This window comes from Aeromonas enteropelogenes, from assembly GCF_020097295.1.
Taxonomy (GTDB): domain Bacteria; phylum Pseudomonadota; class Gammaproteobacteria; order Enterobacterales; family Aeromonadaceae; genus Aeromonas; species Aeromonas enteropelogenes.
This window is the reverse complement of the sequence record NZ_CP083625.1, coordinates 2874377-2899948: the sequence shown is the minus strand read 5'-3', so window position 1 is coordinate 2899948 and position 25572 is coordinate 2874377. Positions and strand designations below refer to the sequence as shown.

At 60.3% G+C, this 25572-nt stretch carries 22 protein-coding genes and 1 tRNA gene; 7 read left to right on the top strand and 16 right to left on the bottom strand.

What is annotated here, in order from left to right; genetic code table 11:
• Positions 1-26 precede the first annotated feature (26 nt).
• Positions 27-818, bottom strand: coding sequence for a substrate-binding periplasmic protein (locus LA321_RS13665; protein ID WP_042071952.1), 792 nt, complete (start codon positions 816-818; stop codon positions 27-29).
• A gap of 194 nt (positions 819-1012) precedes the next feature.
• Here LA321_RS13665 and LA321_RS13660 point away from each other — a divergent pair, with 194 nt between their 5' ends.
• On the top strand, positions 1013-1858 hold the full coding sequence (locus LA321_RS13660; protein WP_042071953.1) for a sterol desaturase family protein: 846 nt from the start codon (positions 1013-1015) through the stop codon (positions 1856-1858).
• Positions 1859-1915: 57 nt separating this feature from the next.
• On the opposite strand, the gene LA321_RS13655 is transcribed toward LA321_RS13660, so the two are convergent.
• The 7 genes from LA321_RS13655 to tadA form a co-directional block, all read right to left on the bottom strand.
• Positions 1916-2458 (bottom strand): hypothetical protein, encoded by a 543-nt coding sequence (locus LA321_RS13655; RefSeq protein ID WP_042071954.1) that lies wholly within the window; start codon positions 2456-2458, stop codon positions 1916-1918.
• Positions 2459-2478: 20 nt separating this feature from the next.
• On the bottom strand, positions 2479-3801 hold the full coding sequence (locus tag LA321_RS13650) for a hemolysin family protein (protein ID WP_042071956.1): 1323 nt from the start codon (positions 3799-3801) through the stop codon (positions 2479-2481).
• A 188-nt stretch (positions 3802-3989) separates the two neighbouring features.
• Positions 3990-4700 (bottom strand): phosphate signaling complex protein PhoU, encoded by a 711-nt coding sequence (gene phoU, locus LA321_RS13645; RefSeq protein WP_042025462.1) that lies wholly within the window; start codon positions 4698-4700, stop codon positions 3990-3992.
• A gap of 102 nt (positions 4701-4802) precedes the next feature.
• Positions 4803-5621, bottom strand: coding sequence for a phosphate ABC transporter ATP-binding protein PstB (pstB, locus tag LA321_RS13640; protein ID WP_042071957.1), 819 nt, complete (start codon positions 5619-5621; stop codon positions 4803-4805).
• 198 nt (positions 5622-5819) lie between these two features.
• Positions 5820-7469 (bottom strand): phosphate ABC transporter permease PstA, encoded by a 1650-nt coding sequence (gene pstA / locus LA321_RS13635; RefSeq protein WP_042071959.1) that lies wholly within the window; start codon positions 7467-7469, stop codon positions 5820-5822.
• Between the two features lie 16 nt (positions 7470-7485).
• The gene (locus LA321_RS13630) at positions 7486-9723 is read right to left on the bottom strand and encodes an ABC transporter permease subunit (RefSeq protein WP_042071961.1); all 2238 of its coding nucleotides are present in this window, start codon (positions 9721-9723) and stop codon (positions 7486-7488) included.
• A 217-nt stretch (positions 9724-9940) separates the two neighbouring features.
• Positions 9941-10495 carry a tRNA adenosine(34) deaminase TadA gene (tadA, locus tag LA321_RS13625; RefSeq protein WP_042071962.1) on the bottom strand — a complete coding sequence of 185 codons (555 nt, stop codon included), beginning with the start codon at positions 10493-10495 and terminating at the stop codon, positions 9941-9943.
• A gap of 225 nt (positions 10496-10720) precedes the next feature.
• Between tadA and LA321_RS13620 the strand changes: the two genes are divergently transcribed.
• The 4 genes from LA321_RS13620 (at position 10721) to aceA (ending at position 14838) form a co-directional block, all read left to right on the top strand.
• Positions 10721-10797, top strand: a tRNA-Pro gene (locus LA321_RS13620).
• A gap of 221 nt (positions 10798-11018) precedes the next feature.
• Positions 11019-11159, top strand: a complete 141-nt coding sequence (locus LA321_RS13615; protein ID WP_167335331.1) for a hypothetical protein — start codon at positions 11019-11021, stop codon at positions 11157-11159.
• A gap of 685 nt (positions 11160-11844) precedes the next feature.
• Entirely contained in the window at positions 11845-13452 is a 1608-nt protein-coding gene (gene aceB / locus LA321_RS13610; RefSeq protein WP_082043421.1) for a malate synthase A, read from the top strand.
• Between the two features lie 72 nt (positions 13453-13524).
• Positions 13525-14838, top strand: a complete 1314-nt coding sequence (aceA, locus tag LA321_RS13605; RefSeq protein WP_026456134.1) for an isocitrate lyase — start codon at positions 13525-13527, stop codon at positions 14836-14838.
• A 102-nt stretch (positions 14839-14940) separates the two neighbouring features.
• Here the strand turns inward: aceA and hda are convergent, their stop codons facing one another.
• The 3 genes from hda to upp all read right to left on the bottom strand — a co-directional run bounded on the left by hda (position 14941) and on the right by upp (position 17532).
• Positions 14941-15642 (bottom strand): DnaA inactivator Hda, encoded by a 702-nt coding sequence (gene hda, locus LA321_RS13600; RefSeq protein WP_042071964.1) that lies wholly within the window; start codon positions 15640-15642, stop codon positions 14941-14943.
• Between the two features lie 102 nt (positions 15643-15744).
• On the bottom strand, positions 15745-16764 hold the full coding sequence (locus LA321_RS13595) for a DUF2066 domain-containing protein (RefSeq protein WP_042072394.1): 1020 nt from the start codon (positions 16762-16764) through the stop codon (positions 15745-15747).
• 141 nt (positions 16765-16905) lie between these two features.
• On the bottom strand, positions 16906-17532 hold the full coding sequence (upp, locus tag LA321_RS13590; protein WP_026456137.1) for a uracil phosphoribosyltransferase: 627 nt from the start codon (positions 17530-17532) through the stop codon (positions 16906-16908).
• Between the two features lie 175 nt (positions 17533-17707).
• On the opposite strand from upp, the gene purM reads away from it, so the two are divergent.
• Positions 17708-18745 (top strand): phosphoribosylformylglycinamidine cyclo-ligase, encoded by a 1038-nt coding sequence (gene purM / locus LA321_RS13585; protein ID WP_042071965.1) that lies wholly within the window; start codon positions 17708-17710, stop codon positions 18743-18745.
• Complete coding sequence (purN, locus tag LA321_RS13580; RefSeq protein ID WP_042071966.1) at positions 18742-19380, top strand: phosphoribosylglycinamide formyltransferase; 639 nt, start codon at positions 18742-18744, stop codon at positions 19378-19380. Before purM ends, purN begins: the two co-directional genes overlap by 4 nt.
• Positions 19381-19494: 114 nt before the next feature.
• Here the strand turns inward: purN and LA321_RS13575 are convergent, their stop codons facing one another.
• From LA321_RS13575 to LA321_RS13555, 5 genes are all read right to left on the bottom strand, one after another.
• Positions 19495-20256, bottom strand: coding sequence for a Nif3-like dinuclear metal center hexameric protein (locus LA321_RS13575; RefSeq protein ID WP_026457901.1), 762 nt, complete (start codon positions 20254-20256; stop codon positions 19495-19497).
• Between the two features lie 120 nt (positions 20257-20376).
• Positions 20377-21717, bottom strand: coding sequence for a sigma-54-dependent transcriptional regulator (locus LA321_RS13570; protein ID WP_042071967.1), 1341 nt, complete (start codon positions 21715-21717; stop codon positions 20377-20379).
• Positions 21714-22748, bottom strand: coding sequence for a sensor histidine kinase (locus LA321_RS13565; RefSeq protein ID WP_026458407.1), 1035 nt, complete (start codon positions 22746-22748; stop codon positions 21714-21716). Before LA321_RS13565 ends, LA321_RS13570 begins: the two co-directional genes overlap by 4 nt.
• A 106-nt stretch (positions 22749-22854) precedes the next feature.
• Positions 22855-24276, bottom strand: a complete 1422-nt coding sequence (locus LA321_RS13560; protein WP_042071969.1) for a sigma-54 dependent transcriptional regulator — start codon at positions 24274-24276, stop codon at positions 22855-22857.
• A 242-nt stretch (positions 24277-24518) separates the two neighbouring features.
• Positions 24519-25388, bottom strand: a complete 870-nt coding sequence (locus tag LA321_RS13555; RefSeq protein WP_042071970.1) for a DUF2726 domain-containing protein — start codon at positions 25386-25388, stop codon at positions 24519-24521.
• Positions 25389-25572 lie beyond the last annotated feature (184 nt).

The following is a 25572-nucleotide window of genomic DNA, read 5'->3' as shown; positions in this document are numbered from 1 at the left end:
TGAACCCGCTCGCCCCGATTACCAGTTCAGCGTGGAGACTTTCCCAGATATTTCTCGACGATGGCCCTGATCCCGTCCTGTTTCTTCAGCTGATAGAGTCCCTTGTCAAATTGCCCGGCGAAGTCCTCCCTGAAGGGAAACGCCCCCTTGCGACTGTAGCCGAGAAACCCTTGCTCCCGACTGATCACGGGCCCCTGCTTGAGCCGCGACATATCGGCCACCGCCAGCTGGTTGTTCTGGATCATGCTGAGCAGCTCAAAGAGCAAAGAGAGGCGATCATTGACAGTACAATCCACCCGCCCCCGGACTATCTTGAGCAGGTTTTCCCGATTACCCTTCACCTCTTCCACCTCGATCTTGCGCTCTTTCACCAATTGCCAGAAGGGGGGACTGCCGATGGCAAACCCTGCGTTGATGCCAAAACGAAGGCCCTGGTAATCACCGGGGAAACGGGCCTGCGGGGTATTGACCGCCACGCCCTCACCACACATCACCACCAGCTCCTCATCGAGCATGGGTTGCGAATAGGGCCAGATCCAGGGACGGCTGTCCGGCATGTAGTAGGGCGGGAAAATGGCGAAGGCCGTCCCCTGCTCTATCATGCTGAGGCCACGCCGCCAGGGGACTGGCTTGATCACCACCTCGTACTCCTCCATGGAGGCGGTCACCTGGCGCACTATGTCGGCATAGATGCCCCTTACCTCCTCTCCCTCCTGCCAGGAGTAGGGCGGATAACTGGCATCGGCCAGGATCTCGACCCGGGTCTTGGCCTGAGCCAGCAGGCAGACCCCCATCAACAAACAGCACCACAGCCGCATCGTCTGCTACTCCAGAGGTAGAAAGCTCCACCAAGCATAGTCACTGCGCCGGGCCGTCAGGGACGCCATCCCTCATTGCTGGCGAGTTGGCACCACTTGCCGACCTGGCCGTGCGGATAACGGGACAAATTGTTAATGAAAGATGACATCCATCCTTTATGCTGGAGAGCAATTGCTCTGGATGGATGCCCGACATGGATGTGCAACTGCTCTTGCTCTACCTCTCCCCTGTCTTTGTGGCCTTTATCGGCTGGGAGATGCTCTATCTGCGACGCCATGGTGCCGCTTTTCCCACCGCGACTTACCAGTGGCGGGATCTCCTCGCCAACGCCACCCTGGCCCTGATGCACCAGGGGTGCGACGCCCTGGCAGCCATCGCCATCGCTTACCTGTATGACGCCCTGTGGGGATGGCGGCTGCTGGACATCGAACTCAACGCCTGGAGCCTCTTGCTGCTGTTTTTGCTGCAGGATCTCTGCTATTGGCTGTTCCACTTCGCCAGCCATCATGTGCGCTGGTTGTGGGCCTCCCATGTGGTGCACCACAGCTCGGAGCGGCTCAACCTCTCCACCGCCTTTCGCCAGAGCCTGATGTATCCGGTCTCCGGCATGTGGCTGTTCTGGATCCCCATGATCCTCATCGGCTTTCCGCCCGAAGCCGTGGTCGCCACCGTACTCTTGAGCCTGGGTTTTCAGTTCTTCGTCCACACCCAGGTGGTGGGCAAACTCGGCCGCCTTGAGTGGGTCTTCAATACGCCCTCCCACCACAGGGTGCACCACGCCAGCAACGCCAAATACATAGACCGCAACTTCGCCGGTGTGCTCATCATCTGGGACAGGCTGTTTGGCACCTTCGTCGAGGAAGACCCCGCCGAGCCGTGCCGCTTTGGCATCACCAAGCCCGTCCACAGTTTCAACCCGCTCACCCTCACCTTTCACGAGTGGCGCGACATGCTGCGGGACGCCCGTGGCCTGCCCTGGCGCGTCAGACTCAAGGTGCTGTTTGGCAAGCCGGCGGGGCCGGCCTCTTCCGACCGTTGACGACAAAAAACAAGGCCACCCTAAGGTGGCCTTGTTGCAACATGACGTTCGGACGACTCAACGCCCTGCCAGTATCCGCTTGGTCTGCTTGACCCAGTCGGAGACCCGTCCCTGCTGGGGCAACCCTTGCCAGATCTGCTCCCACTGGGCAGGACTGAGAGGGCGACCCAGGCGACGCTGCACCCCGGCGTAGAGGTAGTCGTGGGCCGTGGTGCGGGCCTGGGCCGAGGTGAGGAACTTGGAAACCGGATCGGTCAGACGCACGTCCCGCATGCCAAGCAGCGGGTAGTCGTTGTGCACCGCCGCCAGCATGGTCTCGCGCATGGCCGACTCGATATAGCCGCGGGCAAACAGGGCGGTCACCGACTCCAGAGAGCCCTGATCCGGGCCGTGATACTCCTCATCAAAGATGGGGCTCGGCTCGGCCATGGCGCTTTGCACCACGGCATCGGGATCCGGCTGCGGCACCACCACGGCAGCCTTGGAGGCGGCGGGCCTGGTGGCTACAGCTGCCTTTTGCGGCGCGCTCTGGCTACAGGCACCCAGTGTCAGGGCGAGCGCCACACAGGCCAGCGCACGGGAATGAGACTGCATCTTCATGACTCCTTGTGTCGATCCTTTTACGATTCCTGTGCGGGCTTCTCGGCTGCCGCCACTGGATCCAGCCGGGTGACCAGCAGCTGGTCAATCTTGTAGCTGTCGATGTCCACCACTTCGAACTTGTAACCGGCATATTTGACCGAGTCGGTCCGCTTGGGGATCTTGCGCAGCATGTACATGATGAAACCGGCGATGGTCTCGTAGTTCTGGTTTTCCGGAAACTCTTCGATATCGAAGGCGCGCATCACGTCGGAGATGGGGGTGACCCCGTCCACCAGCCAGGAGTTCTCGTCGCGCTGGACGATCTGCTCCTCCACCACGTGGGTCGCCCACTCACCCATGACGGTGCTCATCAGATCGTTCATGGTGACGATCCCCACCACCAGGGCGTACTCGTTCATCACCACGGCGAAGTCACCACGATGGTTCTTGAAGTACTCCATCGCCTCGTAGAGGTTCAGGGTGTCGGGCAGAATGATGACACTCTGCACCAGGGAGCCGCTGTTGAGATCGATGTTCTGGCCACCGATGACGCGGATCAGCAGCTCCTTGGAATCGACGAAGCCCTTGACGCTGTCGAGGTTGTGGTCACACACCAGGAACTTGTTGTGGGGATGCTCGGCGATCTTGGCCTTGATGCTCTCCTCCCCCTCTTGCAGGGTGAAGTAGATAAGGCTCTCGCGCGCGGTCATGGCAGAGGTCACGCACAGGGATTGCAGCTCGAACACGTTCTCGATGAGCTGATGCTCCTCGCGCTGGATGACGCCGGCCTCGGCGCCCGCATCCATCACCGCATAGATGTCGTCAGAGGTGATCTCGTCACGGCGCACCGTCGAGATGCGCAGCATGCGGAACAGGGTATTGGCCAGCCCGTTGAACACCCACACCAGTGGCAACAGCACGGCGACGAAGAACATCATGGGGCGCACCACCACCACGGCGATCCGCTCGGGCATGGTCATGGCCAAACGCTTGGGCATCAGGTCAGCCAGCAGGATGAACATGCCGGTGACGAACACGAAGGAGATGCCCGAGCTGATCTCGCCAAGCCAGGGGCCCTGATAGAAGCCGGAGACGATCTCCTTGATGGCGGGGTTGAGTGAGGATTCCCCCAAAATACCGCCCAGGATGGCGACGGTATTGAGACCAATCTGCACCACGGTGAAAAAGTTGCCCGGCTGGGCTTGCAGTGCCAGCACCTTTTCGGCCTGGCGATTGCCTTCGTCTGCCATCACCTGCAACTTGATCTTGCGGGACGCGGCGAGAGAGATCTCGGAAAGGGAAAAGAACACACTGCCGGCGACCAGCAGCATCAGAAAGAACAAACTATCGGCAAAACTCATGATTAACCTATTGCAACAGCCGCCTTAGCACAAGACGGCAAACTGGGCCCGGGAGACCGGACCGTGAGTCCATCCGGGACTCACAAGGGGGCTATTCTATCAGAAAACGACCAGCGATGCGCTTTATCTTACTCTGTCCTTCGATGCAATAAAAAAAGGCGCTTTCGCGCCTTTTTATTCATATCGGGTCAGCTTTTCCCCAAAAGAGTGCCCAGATCGTCCGTCTTGGTGTGACGCACGTCCTTGCCCTTGACGTAATAGACGATGTATTCGCAGATGTGCTGGCAGCGATCGCCCACCCGCTCGATAGCCCGCGCCGCCCACAGCACGTTCAGCACCTGGGGAATGGTGCGGGGATCTTCCATCATGTAGGTCATCAGTTCACGAATGATGGACTCGTACTCCCGATCCACCTTGTCGTCTTCCTTGTAAACCGCCAGCGCCGCATCCAGATCCATGCGGGCGAAGGCGTCGAGCACATCGTGCAGCATCTTGATGGTACGACGGCCCATATTTTCGAGCGACACCAGCGGCGGCTGGGGCTTGTTGGCGTTATCGGTCAGCATGCGGGCGATCTTGTCCGCCACATCGCCAATACGCTCCAGATCCGTGATGGTCTTGATGATGGCCATCACCAACCGCAGGTCGGAGGCGGTGGGCTGACGCTTGGCGATGATGCGGGTGCACTCCTCGTCGATGGCCACTTCCATCGCGTTCACCTTGTGGTCGTTGGCGACGATCTTGCGCGCCGCTTCCAGATCCTGATCGTGGATGGCCGCGATGGCGTCGGTGAGCTGCTGCTCCACCATGCCGCCCATCACCAGCACCTGGTTGCGCACTCCCTCCAGCTCGGCATTGAACTGACCGGAGATATGTTTGTTGAGGTTCATATTGTCCATACAAATAATCCTTGTTGCTCCGATTATGCCCTAGCCGTTGCACTGACCGGTAATCTGTTTGTTGATGCTCATCTTGCTCATCCTCATGGCTCCGGTCAGGCCTTAGCCGTAACGGCCGGTGATGTAGTCTTCGGTCTTCTTCTTGGCCGGGGTGGTGAAGATGGTGTTGGTGTCCGAGTACTCGATGAGCTCGCCCATGTACATGAAGGCGGTCTGATCCGACACCCGCGCCGCCTGTTGCATGTTGTGGGTAACGATCACCACGGTGAACTGGCTCTTGAGCTCGTTGATCAGCTCCTCGATGGTGAGGGTGGAGATGGGGTCGAGTGCCGAGGTGGGTTCGTCGAGCAGCAGTACTTCCGGCTCGATGGCGATGGCCCGGGCAATCACCAGACGCTGCTGCTGACCACCGGAGAGGCCAAACGCGTTGTCATGCAGACGATCCTTCACCTCCTCCCACAGGGCCGCGCCGCGCAGGGAGCGCTCGGCCGCGTCATCCAGGGTACGCCGATCGTTGATGCCCTGCAGGCGCAGGCCGTAGACCACGTTCTCGTAGATGGACTTGGGGAAGGGGTTCGGACGCTGGAACACCATGCCTACCTGACGGCGCAGGGCGGAGACATCGACATTCTTGTCGTAGATGTTGTGGCCGTGCAGCTGGATCTCGCCATCGATGCGGCAGCTTTCGACCAGATCGTTCATCCGGTTGATGCAGCGCAGCAGGGTGGACTTGCCACAGCCGGACGGGCCGATGAAGGCGGTCACCTGCCCTTTCGGGATCTTCATGTTGACGTTGAACAGCGCCTGCTTGCTGCCGTAGTACAGGTTGAGATCCTTCACTTCCAGCGCTGTCTGGGCCGGGCTCAGGTTGAGCAGATCCAGCGTGGTGTGCTGGCTCGACGGTGTCGTTACGTTGATCATCTGTTACCTCAAAAACGCTCTGGGGTGGCTGGCATCCGTTGTGCCAGCGACCGGGATCCTCGGGTGGCGGCCATGGCCTCTTTTGTCAGAGTGCCATCGGCCGCCTGGTCTGTTCTGGGTGGCCGGATTAATGTTCCAGCGACCGGAATTTCTCACGCAGGTGGTTGCGAATGCCTGTGATGCCCTTCAGGTTCATCATCAATGCTCCAAAGAACGGAACTTCTCCCGCAAGTGGTTGCGAATACCGATGGCCGTCAGGTTGAGGCCGACGATCACCGTCACCAGCAGGAACGAGGTGGCATACACCAGCGGTCGCGCTGCCTCGACGTTGGGGCTCTGGAAGCCGACATCGTAGATGTGGAAGCCCAGGTGCATGAACTTGCGCTCCACGTGCAGGTACGGGAAGTTGCCATCCATCGGCAGGGTCGGCGCCAGTTTCACCACCCCCACCAGCATCAGGGGGGCCACTTCACCGGCCGCACGGGCAATCGCCAGGATGAGGCCGGTCATGATGGCCGGGCTCGCCATCGGCAGCACGATGCGCCACAGGGTCTCGGCCTGGGTGGCACCCAGCGCCAGGGAACCCTGGCGAATGGTGCTGGGGATCCGGGCCAGCCCCTCTTCAGTGGAGACGATCACCACCGGCAGGGTCAGGATGGCCAGGGTCAGCGCCGACCAGATGACGCCGGGAGAGCCGAAGGTCGGGCTCGGCAGCGCTTCCGGATAGAAGAGCGCATCGATGGAGCCGCCCAGGGTGTAGACGAAGAAGCCCAGACCAAACACGCCGTAAACGATGGAGGGCACGCCCGCCAGGTTGATCACCGCGATGCGGATGATCTTGGTCAGGCTGTTCTTGCCCGCGTACTCGTGCAGGTAGACCGCCGCCACCACGCCGAGCGGGGTCACGATGATCGCCATCAGGAACACCATGAAGACGGTGCCGAAGATGGCCGGGAAGACGCCGCCCTCGGTGTTCGCCTCACGGGGATCGTCGGAGATGAACTTGCCGATTTGATGGAACCAGTAACCGGTCTTGGCGAGCAGACTCATGTCGTTGGGCCACACCACGTCCAGCACCTTGGACATGGGCATGGTCACCAGTTCGCCACGCATGTCCTTGACCGTGATGCTGTCCCTGTCCGCCTGGGCACGCAGGGAGAAGAGCTCCTTCTCCAGCACCTGATAGCGATCGTTCAGCGCCTGGCGCTCGCTCGCCAGCTGGGCCTTGAGCTCGTCGGTCAGCTGATCATCCAGCTCGGCCTTGCGCTCTTTGAGACGCAGCCGCTCCAGCTGATAGTTGATGCTGCCGATGTCCCCTTTTTGCAGGTCATTGGCCTGTTCAGAAAGCCCGTTGGCGCGGGCCAGCACACGCTGCAGGGCCGGGTGCAGATCTGCAGTCAGCTCGCGGCCATCCTCCTTCACCCCGACGATGTAGCCGTAGAAGTTGCCGTTGGTGGCGCGCTCCACCATGGCGAGCTCGGCAGGTTGGGTCTGGGACTTGATGTCGGTCTCCAGCACCCAGCGAAAATCGAGGTCGACGAACTCGCGGTTGCCGGTCTTGACCAGATAGCGGGTCAGCAGCTCGCGCTCTTCGCCTTCCAGCGGCAGGCCGGCGGCCCGCAGCCGCTCCACCGGCACCAGCTCGCGATCGTTGATCTCGCCGATCAACACGCTCTTGTTGCCATTGGCGTCTTCCAACTGCCACTCATAGATGGGGTGAGGCCAGAAGTAGACCAGACCGCGCCAGCCGATGAGCAGCAACAGACCCAGTACCGCGACCAGACTCAGGCTGACGGCGCCGCCGGTCATCCAGATCCAGGGGGCCCCTGATTTAAACCACTTACCCATTGTCATTCCTTGGTCCTTACAGAGAGCTGTATTTTTCACGCAACCGCTGACGGATGAACTCGGCCAGGGTGTTGAACAAGAAGGTGAACACGAACAGGACGAAGGCCGCGAGGAACAGCACCCGATAGTGGGAGCTGCCCACTTCCGACTCCGGCATCTCCACCGCGATGTTGGCGGCTAGGGTGCGCAGCCCCTGGAACATGGAGAAGTCCATGATGGGAGTATTGCCGGTGGCCATCAGCACTATCATGGTCTCGCCCACGGCGCGGCCAAGGCCCATCATCACCGCCGAGAAGATGCCCGGGCTCGCGGTCAGGATCACCACTCGACTCAGGGTCTGCCACGGCGTGGCACCGAGGGCCAGGGAGCCCTGGGTCAGGTGCTTGGGCACCGAGAAGACGGCGTCTTCGGCGATGGAGAAGATGGTGGGGATAACCGCAAAACCCATGGCGATCCCGACTACCAGGGAGTTGCGCTGATCAAACTTGATACCCATGTCATGGGTCAGCCAGATCCGGGAATCGCCGTGCATGAAGGCGTTCTCGATGAGCGGGCTCACCGCGAAGGCCCCCCAGCCGATGAAAAGCAGCACAGGGATCAGCAGGATGGCGTGCCACCCCTCCGGCAACCAGGACTTGCCGCGCTCCGGCAGATAGTTCCATACCAACGCAGTGAGCAGCATCCCCATGGGTAGCAGGATGAGCAGCAGTACCACGCCGGGCAGGGCTCCTTCTATGATGGGCGCGAGCCACAGACCCGCCAGAAAGCCCAGGATAACGGTCGGCAGCGCCGCCATGATCTCGACCGTCGGCTTGACGTATTTGCGCAGCCCCGCCGACATGAAGTAGGCGGTGTAGATGGCGCCGGCAACGCCGAGCGGCACCGCAAACACCATGGCGTAGAAGGAGGCCTTGAGGGTACCGAACACCAGCGGTACCAGGCTCAGCTTGGCTTCGAAGTCGTTGCTGGCGGAGGTGGACTGCCACACATACTGGGGCTCGGGGTAGCCTTCATACCACACCTGTTGCCACAGGGCGGACCAGGTTACCTCGGGGTGATCGTTCTCGACGGCAAACAGCTTGAGCGTCTCGCCCTGCTGCATCAGCAACAGATTGTGACGCGGCGAAATGGCCAGGGCAGAGAGCTCGCCCCCTTCCACCTTCTCGCTCAACAGCTTGCTCTCACCGGTAGCGTGGAAGAAATTGATGTCGCCCTTCTTGTCGGCACTGATGAAGCCCTTGCGAAAATGTTCCGGCGTCAGCAGGTCGACGGCACCGTCACTCTTGAAATCACGGATCTGGGTGAATTCACGTTTGCCATCTTTGGCCACTTCGAACCACTGGGAGATGACGCCGTTGTCGTTGCCCACCAGCAGGGAAGATGCGCCGGAGAGCAGATCAATTCGGGTCACGTTGGCATTGGGGGCATTGACCTCCATGACATCGCGCAGGGAGATCTCGCTCAGGTTGTGGATGTCATAGACGGAGAGACGGTTGCCCTCGCGCACGAACAGAATGCGCAGATTGGGAGTCAGCAACATCTGATCCACATGGCGCGGCAGGGAGGGAATGCTGTAGTTCTGGGTGGTCCACTCCACCTCGCCGGAGAGGAAGTTCTCCTCCCCGCTCATCACCATCAGCACGCCGCGGCCATCTTCGGTCACGGCGGCAGCTGCCATCTTGTCCTTGGTGGCCTCGAACACCATGCGCGAGAGCGCCTTGCCCTCAGGATCGATCACCATGGGTTCCTTGCCAAACGGATATTGCAGGCTGGGCTCGATGACGCGCACGTCCTTGGGATAGGAGACCTTGAAGTAGGGCTGCACCACCTGGGCCTTACCATCGGCAAAGCCATAGGCGATGAACTTCTGGCCCGGCGCCGGTGCGGCCACGGTCGTGACCTCTCCAGCGACCCGATCCTGGCCCAGTATCTGGCCAACCTTGACCTCTCCCTCAGCCTGGAGGGCGAAGAAGTCGACCTGCCCCTTGTCGCTGAAGCGGTAGCCGATCTCGTTCTGCTCTTCGACGCCGAGCCAGGCGGTCTTGCCCTCTACGGGCAGCGAAAATGAGGCGGTCGGCTCCATGGAAGCGCCATTGAAGATGGGCTTCACCACGTAGAGCAGATAGAAGAAAATAAGCAGCAGGGCCACCAGTACCAGGGCTCCCCCCGTGGTGACCCCGTATTTGGCCAACTTATCCTTGATACGGCGCTTTCTGCTGCCCGCCATACCTAAGTTTATCGATTCCGATGACATGCAAGACCTCAATGTGAGCTAGGCTTGGCGGCATTATATGGCGGTTGCATGACAGTTTTGTTACATGGAAACCGCTTTTACAGCGGCAGTATGAAGGGATTTTACAGCATCGAAGATGGGTCAGGTTTTGCACACATAGGCGAGGCTAACAGGTTGTTTAAAAAGGCGTAATTGACAAGCGTCGCGTGGGAGGCTGGAGGCAACCTCCCCCTGCGGGTCAGCTGGATGAGCCGGCGGATTGTTGCAATGCCTGCTTGGCGGCTTTCTTCTCGGCACGGCGGCGCTTGAAAAAGGCTGACAGTTGGGCCGAGCAGGCCTCTGCCAGCACCCCCCCCGTCAATTCCACCCTGTGGTTATGACGCGGGTCCTGCAGGATCTCGAACACAGAGCCAGCCGCCCCCGTCTTCAGATCCCGCGCTCCGTACACCACCCGCTTGACCCGGCTATGAATGAGGGCGCCGGCGCACATGCAGCAAGGCTCCAGAGTCACATAGAGGGTGGTATCCAGCAGGCGGTAGTTCTCAAGACGCTGTCCGGCGGCGCGGATGGCCATCACTTCGGCATGAGCGCAGGCATCGTGCTCGCTGATGGAGCGGTTCCAGCCCTCCCCGATCACCTCATTACCCAGCACCAGCACAGCCCCGACCGGGATCTCGCCGATCCCTTCGGCTCTGGCCGCCAATGCCATGGCGTGACGCATCCAGTGTTCGTCCTGCTCTGCCTGTGCCAGTTCTGTCGGTGTTTGCACTGCGGCGACTGCTGATGGTTCCACCCATGCCTCTCTTGATTGATAGCTATGTCTCTGCCCCGGCTCGCGGCACCTTTTACAATAGACGCCCATGACGGGGCGGCGATTATGCCAAATCCGGCCGCAAGGCCCAAGTTGCATCTTGGTTGCACAAGAAAGAAGCAGTCGGCATCTCTATGATAAAAAAGGAGTTGCGCCCATAGCGCCAGAACATTAGACTTCCTCCCCGTCAGCTCAGACTGACCTTGTCGGCGTGTAGCGCAGCCAGGTAGCGCACTGTCATGGGGTGTCAGGGGTCGGAGGTTCAAATCCTCTCACGCCGACCATCATTCCCCGAAATAGCCCAGTCAAACGACTGGGCTATTTTTTTGTCCGCATTTTCTATCGACTGCCATCCCCACTTCACAGGAACAAAAAATATACAGAACCGCTTGAATCTTTCATGTGAACTCATTAATATGCGCGACTTTCCGCCGGTAGCGAGACAAGGAGGTGGAAAATCGGTGAAGGGATCACACACCGGCTTGCGTTCAACCAAGGACCAAGCATGAAACAGACCACAGAGACCAGCCCCACCATCGCGCTTTTTACCGTCCCCCAAGACACCACCTGCCCCGCTGCATATGAAGATGTGCAGGTCATTCAACTGGATGTGATCGATCTGGCAGAGCCGGAAGAGGAGTACTAATCCCTTCCGGGGACATCGCCATGCACTTCACGACAGGCCTTTATGGCCTTTTTTTCCCCGATTTGAGAGCGTGCACACAAAAAACGACAAATCACTGCATCGACAGACAATCGCAGGATTATCCACCAACATGTCGCCCCCCTGCTCTCCTGACAGTTTTCTCATCACCTGATACAAACCTACGTTATTGCCCTTCACTTTCCACCAGAATGGCAACCTGCGCCATTCATACCCATTAATGGTCATTTAGTTTAAAACAGACGTTCATTAGCAATAGCCAGAAAGGCCTGAGGCTGCATAAAGACTTTCAAACTAAATTAATACAACTGTTTTTCAAAAGCTTGGAGTAAGGTCGGGATTTGTTTTTGCATTTGTAATTTTATTACGTAATAAATTACATGGCATGCCTGTTTTCACCAGACCGAATTACCCATCACCCCGCGATGAAAAGCAGAAGCATAACCATCTGCGTAGAGCTTTTATACCAACCACATAAATCATTAAAAAACATAAAGTTAATCATCACCCAAAAACAGGCGTTTAAAAAAAGTTGTTGACGCAATCGGCAATATTTCGCACCGTATGAAACGTGTTATCCCGTTGTTACGGGAAGATTACAGGAACAGGGATCGACTTTAGTCGTAGTTAATAAGTTCAAAATGTAATTCTCAAAGGAGTGAATCTTATGTCGGCACCAGCCCAGACCCACTGCAGCGCACGCCTTCGCATCCAGGGCGCCATGCTTCCCGATTACGCGCAAATCCTGACGCCGGACGCAGTGGCCCTGGTATCCGAACTGGTGGAACGTTTTGCCCCCCAGCGGGACGAATTGCTGAAACAACGTGTGGCCCGTCAGGCTCGCATCGATGGCGGTGAGCTGCCGGACTTCCTGCCGGAGACTGCCCACATCCGCGAGGGAAACTGGACCATTCGTGGCATCCCCGCCGACCTGCAGGATCGCCGCGTGGAGATCACCGGCCCGGTCGAGCGCAAGATGGTGATCAACGCCCTCAACGCCAACGTCAAGGTCTTCATGGCTGACTTCGAAGACTCCCTGGCGCCGGCCTGGAACAAGGTGATCGAGGGTCAAATCAACCTGCGCGATGCGGTGAATGGCACCATTGCCTATACCAGCCCCGAGGGCAAGGCTTATACCCTCAATGCCGATCCGGCCGTGCTCATCTGCCGGGTGCGCGGTCTGCACCTGCCGGAGAAACATGTCACCTTCGATGGAGCCCCCATCCCCGGCGGCCTGTTCGACTTCGCCCTCTATTTCCTGCACAACTATCAGGCGCTGCTGGCTAAAGGGTCCGGTCCCTACTTCTACGTGCCCAAGCTGCAGAGCCACCTCGAAGGGCGCTGGTGGAGCGAGGTGTTCGCCTGGACCGAAGACAAGTTCGGCCTGCCCCGCGGCACCATCAAGGCCACCGTGCTGATCGAGACCCTGCCGGCGGTGTTCGAGATGGACGAACTGCTCTATCAGATGAAGGATCACATCGTCGCCCTCAACTGCGGCCGCTGGGACTACATCTTCAGCTACATCAAGACCCTGAAGAATCACCCGGATCGCGTCCTGCCGGATCGCCAGGTAGTGACCATGGACAAGCCGTTCCTCTCCGCCTACTCGCGTCTGCTGATCAAGACCTGTCACAAGCGCGGCGCTCTCGCCATGGGCGGCATGGCGGCCTTTATTCCGGCCAAGGATCCGGCGGTCAACGAACAAGTCTTTGCCAAGGTGCATGCCGACAAGCAGCGTGAAGCCGATAACGGCCACGACGGCACCTGGGTCGCCCACCCGGGGCTGGCCGACACCGCTATGGCGGTGTTCAACGCCGCCATCCCGGCCGGTGCACAGAACCAGATCGGCGTGCTGCGTGAAGAGGATGCCCCCATTACTGCCGCCGACCTGCTGGCCCCCTGCGAGGGCGAGCGCACCGAAGCTGGCATGCGCACCAACATCCGGGTTGCCCTGCAGTATCTGGAGGCCTGGATCAACGGTAACGGCTGCGTACCCATCTACGGCCTGATGGAAGATGCCGCCACCGCCGAGATCTCCCGCACCTCCATCTGGCAATGGATCCGCCACGGCAAGAGCCTCTCCAACGGCCAGGTGGTGACCAAGGCTCTGTTCCGCCAGATGCTGGCCGAAGAGCAGGAGGTGGTCAAACGCGAAGTGGGCGAGGCCCGCTGGCAGGCTGGTCGCTTTGCCGAGGCAAGCGAGCTGATGGAGCAGATCACCTGCGCCGATACCTTGATCGATTTTCTGACGCTGCCCGGTTACGAGCGGCTCTGAATCACGGGCCCCGGAGGGGCTCGCCAATAACAAGTCAATGGAAACGTGAAATCAATGAAAGAGGGAACTGATATGGCACTGACCCGTGAGCAACAGATCCAGGCTATCGAGAAAGACTGGGCCCAAAACCCCCGCTGGAAAGGGATCAAGCGCGGCTACAGCGCCGAGGACGTGGTGAACCTGCGCGGCAGCTTGCAGCCGCAGCACACCCTGGCCCAACGCGGCGCCGACAAACTGTGGGAACTGATCCACGGCGAGGCCAAGAAAGGTTACGTGAACTGCCTCGGCGCCCTGACCGGCGGCCAGGCGGTGCAGCAGGCCAAGGCCGGCATCGAGGCCATCTACCTCTCCGGCTGGCAGGTCGCAGCGGACAACAACCTCTCCTCCACCATGTATCCGGATCAGTCCCTCTATCCGGCCAACTCGGTGCCGTCGGTGGTGGAGCGCATCAACAACTCCTTCGCCCGTGCCGACCAGATCCAGTGGGCCAACAAGGTAGGGCCGCAGGATGAGGGCTTCATCGACTACTTCCTGCCCATAGTGGCAGATGCCGAAGCCGGTTTTGGTGGCGTGCTGAACGCCTTCGAACTGATGAAGGGAATGATCGAGGCAGGCGCCGCCGGCGTTCACTTCGAAGATCAGCTCGCTTCCGTGAAAAAATGCGGCCACATGGGTGGCAAGGTGCTGGTCCCGACCCAGGAAGCAGTGCAGAAACTGGTGGCAGCCCGTCTGGCAGCCGACGTCTGCGGCACCACCACCCTGGTGATCGCTCGTACCGACGCCAACGCGGCGGATCTCCTGACCACGGATGCGGATCCTTACGATGCCGACTTCCTGACCGGTGAGCGCACCGCCGAAGGCTTCTACAAGGTACGTGCCGGCATCGATCAGGCGATTGCCCGTGGTCTGGCCTACGCCCCCTACGCCGATATGGTGTGGTGTGAAACCGCCAAGCCGGATCTGGACGAAGCACGCAAGTTTGCCGAAGCGATCAAGGCCAAGTTCCCGGATCGCATCCTGGCCTACAACTGCTCCCCGAGCTTCAACTGGAAGAAGAACCTGGACGATGCCACCATCGCCCGCTTCCAGCAGGAGCTGTCCGACATGGGTTACAAGTACCAGTTCATCACCCTGGCAGGCATCCACAACATGTGGTTCCACATGTATGAGCTGGCCTACCAGTACGCCCGTGGCGAAGGGATGAAGCACTATGTCGAGATGGTGCAGCAGCCCGAGTTTGCCGCCGCCGAGCGTGGCTACACCTTCGTGGCGCACCAGCAGGAAGTGGGTACCGGTTACTTTGACAAGGTGACCACCGTCATCCAGGGTGGCCAATCCTCGGTGACCGCTTTAACGGGTTCCACCGAAGAAGACCAGTTCCACTGATCATCTGACGGCAGCAATCAAAAACCCCGGCCTGATGCCGGGGTTTCTTTTTGTCCGCTGGCAAGCGCACACCAACGAGGGTTACCAGACGTGACAGGGGGATCAGAGCTCGAGGATCTCTTTGACGAAGGGGATGGTGAGCTTTCGCTTGGCGCGAAATGAGGCATTGTCGAGCTGATTGAGGGTAGTAAGCAGGGTGCGCATGTCGCGGGAGAGGCGGTTTAGCAGGAAACGACCCACGTCGATGGGCAGTTTGAAGCCCCGCAGCTCGGCACGCAACTGCAGGGCACTGAGCTTGCCTTCATCATCCAGCTCATCGAGATGGAAACTTACCCCCCAGTCGAGGCGGGAGGCGAGATCCGGCAGTTGCAGCCCCAGTTTGCGCGGCGCACTGCAGCCGGTCACGATGAGGGTTCCCTCGCCCTTCTCCTTCCAACGATTGTAAAAATCGAACAGGGCGCGCTCCCACAAGTCATTGCCGGCGATGGCTTCCAGGCTGTCGAGACAGACCAGCGGCAGGCTCTCGAGGGCATCCAGCATGCTGGGATCCAGCTGTTCGAACTGATCGAGGGAGAGATAGGCAGCGGCTGCGTCGCGGGCGTTGACCTCGGCACAGGTCGCATGGAGCAGGTGGGAACGCCCCGACCCCTTGGCTCCCCAGAAATAGAGGAAAGGTGCCCCCTGACCAATGGCCGCATTTTTGAGGGCGGTGATCAGATGAGCATTGTTGCCGGGATAAAAACTGACGAAGGTTTCATCGTCCGGTAGTTGTACGGCTAAAGACAGTTGGGCCGGTTGCTTCACTCGTTAGGCTTTGACTGTGACATTTGCTACCAAGTGTATCATCGCCGGGCCGGATAGAGAACCGCCCGGACAAGCCGGGCGGTATACAAAAGCCTTATAAAATCAGGGCTGCGACCATTGGTAACGCAATGCGCTGCCATTATCGTCAACCCGATGCAGGCGGCTCTCGAGCTGAAGCATGCGGGCCAACTCGGCCTGATCACCCTGCAGGGTGAAATTGAAGGTGACCTGGTCCCCTTCCAGTTTGCCAATCTCGACCTTGCTCACGTTGGCCATCCCCTGCAGCATCTTCTGCACGGCGATCATGCTGTCCACGTCGGAGAGCCCACTCACCACCAGACTCTGGCTGGAGGCCGGCCCCGAGACGCGGGCACCATAGTTTTTCACCAACCAGCCGGCCAGGGTGTCGGCAAAGCCCTGTGCCACCTCGGCCTGGGAGCCAGCACCATTGCCCCGGGTCAGCTCGGCCACTTCACCACCGGCCTTGGGTCCGTAGAGACCCCAGTCGATGTTCCACTTCTCCCCTTCCGGCGTCAGCTTGCCCAGCACCACCATCTCGGCGCCATAACGCTGACTCGCCTTGAGGATGGGATCGGCGAAACGGCCCCACACATCGGTCGCACTGACTGCCATGTTGTCGTCCAGATCCATCAGCGGAATACTGACTGGCAGCCCCAGTGTCTGGGCCTGTTCACGCAGGGCCCTGGCCCAGCCATCGGCGGATTGATCCGCAAGCAGGCGGCGCTCCCCCTGATCCACTACCAGCCAGATCGCCACCTGGGGGCGAACCGGACCCAGCAGTGCATACTGGCTGTCGGCCACCAGCCGGTTGACCTTGTCGCTCTTGAATTCGGCCTTCAGATACTTGACCGAATCCAGATCCTGATAGCCGTAGCTCTTTACATAGTCGCCGGGAGCCGCCAACGCCTTGGCTACCGCAGGCTGGTTGAGGATGTCCCGCTTGCCGGTTACCTTGACCAGAACTTCTCCCAACGCCTGGGACTGGGCCGCCGTCATATCGCCGCTGGTGGGCGCCTTGCCCTGATAGAGATCGGTCACCTGGGCGGCAGAGGCCATGAAGGAGAGACCGCAACAAAGAGCGGTGATTGCGCGTTTGAACATGAATATCATCTCGAACTGGGAGCCTGTGGCTATGGTAGCGGCAAGGCGCGCCATGCAGCAAGGCTGCCAGAAACAACAGAGCCGGCAGAACGCCGGCTCGGAATACCGCTCACCCGAACAGGGGCGGCTGATTGCATCGGCTTACTTGGTGCCGAAGATCTTGTCACCGGCATCGCCCAGACCCGGGACGATATAGCCCTTCTCGTTCAGCCCCTTGTCGATGGAGGCACAGAACAGTTCCACGTCCGGGTGAGCGGCTTCCAGCGCCTTGATCCCTTCCGGGGCGGCAACCAGCACCAGCACCTTGATGGAGTGGCAGCCTTTCTTTTTCAGCAGGTCGATGGTGGCGATCATGGAGCCGCCGGTGGCCAGCATGGGGTCGATAACCAGGGCCAGACGCTCGTCGATGTTGCTGACGATCTTCTCGAAGTAAGGCACCGGCTGCAGGGTCTCTTCATCGCGGTAGATGCCGACCACGCTGACGCGAGCGCTCGGCATGTGCTCCAGCACGCCGTCCATCATGCCCAGACCGGCACGCAGGATGGGCACGACGGTGACCTTCTTGCCCTTGATCTGGTCAACTTCTACTGGCCCATTCCAGCCATCGATGGTAACCTTCTCCGTTTCGAAGTCAGAGGTCGCTTCGTAGGTCAGCAAACTGCCCACTTCTTTGGCCAGTTCACGGAAACGCTTGGTGCTGATATCGCCTTCACGCATCAGACCGATCTTGTGTTTGACCAGGGGATGTTTGACTTCAACGACTTTCATTATTATCTCCTCTAACTGCCGCAAAAAAATCGCGGAATCATACAACAAAAGCCGCCGCTTGTAGAGTTTTTCCGCGCAAAAATGCGCAAACGATTTCCTTTCTGGTTTTTCCCCCGCACTGCTAGAATACGCCCCGAATTTTACCCTCCACTTCTTCACATGACGGGGAATACTCGTGACAGACAAAACCTCACTGAGCTACAAGGATGCTGGCGTGGATATCGATGCCGGCAATGCACTGGTTGAACGTATCAAGGGCGTGTCCAAACGCACTCGTCGTCCTGAAGTCCTTGGTGGTCTTGGCGGCTTTGGGGCCTTGTGTCAAATCCCTGCGGGCTACAAGGAGCCGGTGCTGGTCTCCGGCACTGATGGGGTGGGCACCAAGCTGCGCCTGGCCATCGATCTGAAAAAACACGACACCGTGGGCATCGATCTGGTGGCCATGTGCGTCAACGATCTCATCGTCCAGGGTGCCGAGCCCCTCTTCTTCCTCGACTACTATGCCACCGGCAAGCTGGATGTGGACACCGCCGCCGCCGTGGTCACCGGCATCGGTGAAGGTTGCGAGCAGTCCGGCTGCGCCCTGGTGGGCGGCGAAACTGCCGAGATGCCGGGCATGTATGAGGGGGATGACTACGACATCGCCGGTTTCTGCGTCGGCGTGGTCGAGAAGAGCGAGATCATCGACGGTAGCAAGGTCGGCAAAGGGGATGCCCTGATCGCCCTGGCCGCCAGCGGCCCCCACTCCAACGGTTTCTCCCTGATCCGCAAGATCCTGGAAGTCTCCCAGGCGGACGTGCATCAGCCGCTGGGTGACACCACCCTGGCCAATGCCCTGCTGGAGCCGACCCGTATCTATGTGAAACCGGTGCTCAAGCTCATCGAGGAGTGCGAGATCCACGCTCTGTCCCACATCACCGGTGGCGGCTTCTGGGAAAACATCCCGCGCGTCCTGCCGGCCAACACCAAGGCGGTGATCGACGAGCAGAGCTGGCAGTGGCCGGCGGTGTTCAGCTGGCTGCAAGAGGCCGGCAACGTTACCCGTCACGAGATGTATCGCACCTTCAACTGCGGCGTCGGCATGATCATCGCCCTGCCGGCAGATCAGCTTGAAAAAGCGCTGACCCTGCTCAAGGCCGAAGGCGAGAACGCCTGGCACATCGGCCATATCGCCAAGGCGGCCGATGGCGAGGAGCAGGTCATCATCCAATGATGCGGATCCTGGTCCTTATCTCCGGCAGCGGCAGCAACCTGCAGGCGATCCTCGACAGTTGCGCCGCTGACAAGATTGCCGGGGAAGTGGTTGGCGTCATCAGCAACAAGGCCGATGCCTATGGTCTGGTGCGCGCCAGGGAAGCTGGTGTGGCCACCAGCATCCTCGCCCAGCAGCAGTTTGCCGACCGGGCGGAGTATGACGCTGCCCTGCTGGCACTGATGGCGGACTATCAGCCCGATCTGGTGGTGCTGGCCGGGTTTATGCGGATCCTGAGTGCCGAGCTGGTGCGTCACTTCGCGGGGAAGATGATCAATATCCATCCTTCCCTGCTGCCCAAGTATCAGGGGCTGCATACTCACCAGCGCGCCATCGACGCCGGTGACGACGAGCACGGCGCCAGCGTCCACTTCGTCACCGAAGAACTCGACGGCGGCCCGGTGATCCTGCAGGCCCGCGTCCCCATCTTTGAGGGGGATGAGGCCGATGAAGTGGCTGCAAGGGTACAGGCCCAGGAGCACAGCATCTACCCGCTGGTGGTACAGTGGTTCTGCGAAGGGCGTTTGCAGATGCGAGAAGGATCTGCCTTTCTCGATGGCAAGCAGCTTGGCCTGGCAGGCTATGCCAGCGAGTAATCGCTAGCAGCAGTAAAACGCAACAAGGGAGGCTTTGGCCTCCCTTGTCATTTCTATCGACCACCACAATTGCTGCTGTCAGGTCCGATTACGCCGCGACGCGGCTAATCGAACCTAGACCGGATTGTCAATATCGATAAAGGTGACATCCAGCCCGTGCACGGTGGCCAGCCACTCCCCCAGCGCCTTGACGCCGTAACGCTCGGTGGCGTGATGACCGGCGGCGTAGAAGTGCATCCCCATCTCGCGGGCGGTATGGATGGTCTGCTCGGACGCCTCGCCGGAGATGAAGGCATCAATGCCCTGCTCCGCCGCCAGATTGATGTAGCTCTGGCCGCCGCCGGTGCACCAGGCCACGGAGCGAATAAGCTCGGGGCCGCTGTCACCGCAATGGAGTGGCTCGCGGCCAAGGCGCTCGGCGATAAGCCTGGCAAAATCGGCTCCGCTCATGGGCTCTTCCAGCTTGCCCACCATGGCGACGCTCTTGCTGTTCCAGGGCTCGAGGCCACGGCGCACCTTGATGCCCAGCAACTGGGCCAACTGGGCGTTGTTGCCCACCTCGGGATGCACGTCCAGCGGCAGGTGATAGGCGAACAGGTTGATGTCGTGGGTCAGCAGGGTCTTGATGCGGCGCTGCTTCATGCCGGTGATCTGGGCCGGCTCGCCGCTCCAGAAGTAGCCGTGATGGACCAGGATGGCATCGGCGTTGGCGGCCACCGCCGCATCGATCAGGGCCTGGCTGGCGGTGACGCCGGTTACCACCTTGCGAATGCGCTCACGCCCCTCCACCTGCAGGCCATTGGGACAGTAATCCTTGATGGCGTGCGGTTCGAGCAGATGATTGAGTACGGTTTCGAGTTTTCGATGAGAGATCATAAGGGTCCCTTATTAAGGCTCGAGCCCCTGTTTTACCAATAAAAACAGGGCCCAGGCTCAAAGCGCCAAGGGCCCCATGATAATCGAGCCGGGCCGGCAAGACCATGACAGCCCCTACATTCAGGCAGGCAGGTCGATCCCCGCCTCCCGCATCTGCGCCAGCTTGTAGCGCAGGGTACGCGGGCTGATGCCGAGCCGATCGGCCACCTCCTTGCGACTGCCATTGCAGTCCTGCAGGGTGTCGAGAATGATCTGGTGCTCCTGCTGTTTGAGCTCGCTGCCGAGGCGATCCCCGCCATAACTGCGATCGGGCATGACGCCCATCTCCTGCTCGTCCACCTCTTCCAGGATGAGATGCGCTTCACCGATGACGCCGTCCGGACTCAGGATGAGGGCACGCTGCACCACGTTGTCGAGCTCGCGCACATTGCCGGGCCAGGGGTGAGCCAGCAGACATTCGCGTGCGTCGGCCTCCAGCTGTGGCGTTGGCAAGCCCTGCTGGCTGGCATGCAGCGCCAGCAGGTGTTCCGCCAGCGGCAGTATGTCGCCGGGACGCTCCCACAGCGCCGTCCAGCGCAGCGGAAAGACGTTGAGCCGGTAGTAAAGGTCTTCACGGAACAGACCATCCTGCACCGCTTTTTTCAGATCCCGGTTGCTGGTGGCGATGACCCGCACATCGAGGGGGATCATCTTGCGACTGCCGAGCCGCTCCACCTCTTTCTCCTGCAGCACCCGCAGCAGTTTGGCCTGCAGCCCGAGATCCATCTCGGTGATCTCGTCAAGGAGCAGAGTCCCTCCCTGGGCCTGCTCGAACTTGCCCGGGCACCCCTGCACCGCGCCAGTGAAGGCCCCCTTCTCGTAACCGAACAGGGTCGCCTCCAGCATGTTTTCCGGAATGGCGGCGCAGTTGATGGCGATGAAAGGCTGCTCGACACGGCTGGAGTTGTCGTGAATGTAGCGGGCCAGCACCTCCTTGCCGGTGCCGCTCGGACCGGTCACCATCACGGTCGCCTCGCTTCTGGCAACCCGGGTCGCCAGCTGGAATAACTCGGCGGTCTTGGGATCCCCGTAGACCACGGCGCGTTTTTCCACCTTCTGGGCCGGCACGTAACGGCTGACCTGATTGAGCAGCACCTCGGGGGAGAAGGGCTTGGCCAGATAGTCGATGGCCCCCTCGCGCATGGCGCGCACCGCGCCGTCGATGTTGGCGTAGGCGGTCATCAGGAGGACCGGCAACTGGGGATATTGCTGGCGAATGGTGGCCAGCAGGGTCAGGCCATCCATGCCCCCCATCTGGATATCGGAGATCACCATGTCAAAGTTCTGGCGCGAGAGGGCAAGCAGGGCCCGCTCACCGCTGTCCACCTCGCGGCACTCGTAGCCGCCGAGCAGCAGGGTATCCACCAACGCCTCGCGCAGGCCATTGTCATCTTCAACTACCAGGATCCTGGCCTGTGTCATGCTACACCTCCAAGCGGCACCGACTGCTGATGCAGGGGGAACGACAGAGTAAAACAGGTGCCTTCACCAGGCACGGAGGCCACGCTGACCTCCCCCTGGTGGGCACGTACGACGGATTGCACCACCGCCAGCCCAAGGCCTGTGCCCTGGGAGCGGGTGGTAAAGAAAGGTTCGAACACCTGGCCGAGCTGATGGCTCGGGATCCCCTTGCCATTGTCGATGACGCGCATCTCCACCCGGGTGCCACTGCGCACCGCGCTCACCAGGAGCGAATCGGCACCCGCCTGCTGGGCGTTGGCGATCAGGTTGTTGATGGCTCCCGACAGCGCGTTGCTGTTGGCCAGCAGGCAGAGATCGGGCTCCGGTGCCTGTATGTGCAGCTCGCATCCTTGCTGCAGGCAGAAGGCCTCGGCCCCCGCCTGCACCTCGGCCATCAACCCCTGCACCGAGATGGGGGTGACCACCTGATTGTCGCCGTTGCGGGCAAACAGCAGGATGTCGTTGATCTGCTTTTCCAGATCCTTGAGCCTGTCCATCAGCTTTTGCTGAAACTGGCTGCGGGATTCGGGCTTGAGGGTACGGTTGGCCAGGTTGGCGCCATAGAGCATGGCGGCAGAGAGTGGCGTACGGATCTGGTGGGCCAGTGAGGCCGCCATGTTGCCAAGGGCCGACAACCGCTTCATGTGGTTGACGCGATCCTGCAGTTTGCGGGTCTCGGTGAGATCATTGATGAACACCAGCTGGCCGGGCTGATCCGGCAGGGGCTGGGTCGAGAGCTGGACCCGGCGACCATCACGCAGGGAGATCTCGTGGCCGTCATCTTCCCGGGGCTCGAAGCAGCGGGCGATGACCTGACGCCAGAGTTCCCCTTCCAGTGGCTCCCCCAGCAGGGAGAGCGCGGCCGGATTGGCCCGGGTGATCACCCCGGCGCCATCGAGCAGCAACACCCCGGTGGGGAGTGCCGTGAAGATGGCGTAGAGCTGGCTCACTTCGTGGGACTGGAGTGGCATGTCCTGCTGCAAGATTGTCATAAAGCTGACCTCAAACTGGCAATTTGGTCAGCTCATTCAATTTTCATGCCACTAAATTAAATTAATTAAAACAAAGAATTAAAGACAGGCGTCAAGGCATTGACCCTCAGCCCTCCTTGCTCATCCCGTACTTTTTCATCTTCTCGACCAGTGTGGTGCGACGCATGCCGAGCAGGTCGGCGGCGCGAGCCACCACCCCCTCCTGGGACTCCAGCGCCTGGCGGATCAGCTCCACCTCGAGGTCGGCCAGCATCTCCTTGAGATTGACCCCCTCCTCCGGCAACTGCATGGAGCGGGCCGAGCTGAAGGCGAGGTCCAGCTCCGGCGGATCCTGGAATACGGCGGCCAGCGCATCGCGCTCGTCCATCTCGGTCAGTCGCTCATCCCGTGGCTCGCAGGGCAGCAGGCGGTAACGGCTCGGCAAATCCGCTACATCGACGATCTGGTGCGGATAGAGGATGAGCAGCCGCTCCAGCAGGTTGGAGAGCTCGCGTACATTGCCGGGCCAGGGGTACTGCATCAGGGACTCCATGGCGCGCTGGGTCAGGCGAATGACGCCCTGGTGCTGCTCCGCATGGCGGTTGAGCAGCTCCTGCAGCAGCAGGGGAATGTCATCACAGCGATCCCGCAGCGGCGGCGTCTCGATGGGGAAGACGTTGAGGCGGTAATAGAGATCCTCGCGAAAATCCTGGGTGCGGATCATCGCCTCCAGATCCCGGTGAGTCGCGGCGATGACACGCACATCGGCCTGAATGGGCTTGCCGCCGCCGACCCTGTCGAACATCCGCTCCTGCAATACCCGCAGCAGCTTGACCTGCATCGGCATCGGCATGTCGCCGATCTCGTCGAGAAACAGGGTGCCCCCCTGGGCCAGCTCGAAGCGACCACGGCGAGCGGCGATGGCACCGGTGAAGGCCCCCTTCTCGTGGCCAAACAGCTCGCTCTCGAGCAGTTCGGCGGGAATGGCACCACAGTTGATGGGCACGAAGGGACCGGCACTGCGGGTTGATAGTTCGTGGATAGCCCGTGCCACCACCTCTTTACCGGTCCCGGATTCCCCCAGGATCAGCACGTTGGCATCGGTTTCGGCCACCTGGCCGATGAGGCGGCGCACCTCCTGGATCCCCTTGCCCTTGCCCACCAGCAGGCGCAGCAAAGCCTGACCCTTGTCGTGGGTCTGCTGGCGAGGATGCAGGGAGACAAACGCCTGACAGAAATGCAGATGGCGAGTGAGGGATTCGTAAGTGATGGGGGCCTGCGCCACACCGATGAAATTGCTGTTGTCGAGATCGGCATCGATCAGGGAGAGAAACGGTGTGCGGGGAAAGGCCGCCAGCAGCTCGGGCAAGGGGCGCTCCGTCAGCTCACCCACCAATACCCCCTGCAGCGGGCCGGCGGATTCGATGGCAACGTCGAGGTCCCCTTCGGCCACATCCTGCCACGGGATCCCCATGAACGAGAGCACTGTTTCCAATTGCTGACGCCGTGCTTCATCGGCATCAACAATCAACACGCCCATCTCCACCATATCCACCTCTCGCGATTACATAGCTAACTTATTGTTTTATTTGATTATAAAACGCTCGTTGACGGTTCCTTTGCGGCACACAAAGTGCCAAAAATCCGACACATTGTCAAAAATTGTCGTAGTCAGGGTAAGTGTATCGACACAAAGAGGGGAGAAGATAAATTTTGCCAACGATTTTTTTGCGCAAGCAGAAACGGGGAAAACGGCCCGCCAGGCGGGCCGTGTCGGCACTCCCGACAAGCTCAGTGACGGGAATGATGAGGCGCCGCGTAACGGCACTCGGGAAAACGACTGCAGGCGAGAAATAGACGGCCGGCATGAGGGCCTTTTTTGGCTTCCCGCTCCACCAGCGGGGCATCGCAGCGAGGACAGTGGGGGGCGTCTTGCTCCTCATCATCCTCCGGATCGTCGAACAGCAGAGCGGCCAGCTCCTCTTCTGCTGGCCCGGACACGACGGTTGTCCTGGTGACAGCCAACTCGGGTTCGGTTGACGACAGCCCGGCCAGGGGAGCAGCCCGCTTGTGCTCTTTGCCTTCCACATCGACCCCATCGAGCAACAACGGGTTGAAGGTAGGTTCTCGCCGCTCCCCGGGCAGCAGCTCATCGGCCTGCGGTTCACGCCTCTTGGTCAACAGCGGCTGAAGCTGCTCGCGCAGATCTTCCACCAGATAGTGGCTGCCTGCAGGGATCTGCAGCAGGGGAAAACCGGCGCCATCACAGGCCGCCTTCAGGAAGCTGTCACGCACCTTGCGCTTCTGGTGACGGGGGCCGCTGTCATCGAGCTCGATGGCGCAGACAAAAGAGAGATCGGCGGGATGGCATAGCAGGTAATCAAAATGCTTACCCCCTATCTTGCCTGCATACTGCTGCCATTTGTTCTTGCCAAGGGCGGCCTGCGGCACCAGCACGTCCACCACCGGCACCTTGGCAAAGACCCTGGCCTGTTCCCCTGCCGCCTGTTCCAACACGGTGAGAAAGGCCCGTTCGGCGGGGTTTAGCAGGGTCTCCTGCAGCTCATAGGGCAGACGCTGCGGGCGCCGGCCCCGACGCCAGACGATCACCAGCACAAGCAACGTCAGCAACAGCAAACCCGAAAGGATGAGGATATTCATGAAAACGCGATCCAGTTCACGACAGGGCGCTCACTCTACCACAGCCGTCGTGGCACAAGGCAGCCGGCAATTGAGGTGGATAAGCAAAACGCCCCGCTTTTTGTCCATTTGCCTGCGAACGGGGCTTCATATGGCCTGCCACAGCAGGCACAATGCTAGGGTCGGTTGAGATGGCGTTGCACTC